Below are 1,471 nucleotides of genomic sequence, written 5' to 3'. Positions count from 1 at the left end.
CCGCCGAGACGGCCTCCGTCCCGGCCCCGGCACAGGCCGACACGGCCCCCGCCCCCGTCGACACCGCCCCCGCCCCCGTCGACACCCCCCCCCCCCCCCCGGCTCTCCGGTTTCGTACGTCGACGTCATGCACCGATTCTCGCCGCAGACGCTCGCAGGACAGGGCCACCGGCCCTGCCGAAGGTCCCGAACCTCGCGTACCCGACCGGCGTACCGACGGCTGTTACACAACCTCCCGGTCTCCGTGACGGACGCTTCCTAACGTCGACAGGGCCATGAAACTCAGCTGCCCCCGCCCCCGCCTCCTGCGCGGCGCGCCCTTCGCCGTCGCCGCGGTCGTCGTGCTTGCCGGATGCGCCGGCGTGGACGGGCTCGACGCCGGTGAGCCCGCGCCGTCCGTCTCCGTGCAGCCGCGCCCCGAGCCGCTCTGGCCCGCCTGGTCGGGTACGTCGGCCAAGGCGCCCGGCGCCGACACCGCCACCCACCAGCCGCCGCCGGAACCCCTGGACGGGCTGCCCGACGTGGGCAAGGAGGGCATCGGCGGCCTCGACGTCCGTGCGGTCCTGCGGGCCGACCCGCGGATGCGCGCCCTCGCCGACCGCCCCACGATCGAACGGCCGGGGCGTGCCGGGCTCAGGCCGGTCATGCTGAAGGACCTGACGGGCGACGGGAAGCCCGAGCTGCTCGTGGCCGCCGACACGGAGAGCGGACACAGTGTGCTCTCCGTCTACCGGGCGCTCGGCGGCCGCGTCTACCCCATCCTGTTCGCCTCGGGGAAGCGCGTGAGCATCGAGACGATCGGCCCTGATCTGCTGCTGCGCAGCTCGTGCGCGGGCGGCGGCGAGCAGGCGGTGCGGTTCCACTGGGACGGCGTACGGATGTCCACGGTGAGCGACACCAAGAACTACGGGAGGACGGCGGGCCAGGACCGCACCCGGTCCCCCGCCCCGGCGCCCTCGCGCGGCTCGGAGCCCGGCGCGTGAGGGGCGTCGCCCGGCGCGCCCGCGCCGCCCTCAACTCGCTCGGCCTGCGCTGGAAGATCGCCGCGCTGCTCGCGCTCGGCTGCGCGGTGGTCGCCGTGGCCATCGGGCTGCTCGTGCACCATGCGCGGCTCGAACAGGTCTCCGCGGGCGCCAGGTCCGGTGCCGTCGCGCAGCTGGTGCGGGTGCGTCAGCTGTACGAGCTGACCGGACAGGTCGACACGGACACCACGGACGGCACCGACGCCGCCCTCGACTCGCCGGACCTGCCCGCGCCGCTGCGGGCGGCCGCGCTTGACGGGCGGCGGACCACCTACCTCGACATGGGCGCCGCCGACCCCGCCGTCTGGGCGGCGCGGCCGGGGGGGGTGGCGTGACGGGCGTGGCGGGGGGGGGGGGGCGGGCAGGGCCCCCCCCGGGGGGGGCGGCTCGCGGCCCCGATTGTGAGGGGGTGTGTAACACACACCCAGCCCCCCCCCACCCGCCACGGT

Annotated in this window: 2 protein-coding genes; both read left to right on the top strand. The window is 76.5% G+C overall.

Translation table 11 applies throughout. The features are described from left to right. Positions 1-275: 275 nt before the first annotated feature. Positions 276-983 carry a hypothetical protein gene (locus ACFWY6_RS01130; protein ID WP_384684782.1) on the top strand — a complete coding sequence of 236 codons (708 nt, stop codon included), beginning with the start codon at positions 276-278 and terminating at the stop codon, positions 981-983. Next, positions 980-1,357, top strand: coding sequence for a hypothetical protein (locus tag ACFWY6_RS01125; RefSeq protein ID WP_384684779.1), 378 nt, complete (start codon positions 980-982; stop codon positions 1,355-1,357). Before ACFWY6_RS01130 ends, ACFWY6_RS01125 begins: the two co-directional genes overlap by 4 nt. Positions 1,358-1,471 lie beyond the last annotated feature (114 nt).

Source organism: Streptomyces sp. NPDC059037, from assembly GCF_042740015.1.
In the GTDB taxonomy this organism is placed as follows: Bacteria; Actinomycetota; Actinomycetes; order Streptomycetales; family Streptomycetaceae; genus Streptomyces.
This window is presented reverse-complemented; position numbering and strand designations above follow the sequence as displayed.

Coding starts and splice junctions, on each gene's coding strand:
- ACFWY6_RS01130 (WP_384684782.1), top strand. CDS start 276: ATGAAACTCAGCTGCCCCCGCCCCCGCCTCCTGCGCGGCGCGCCCTTC.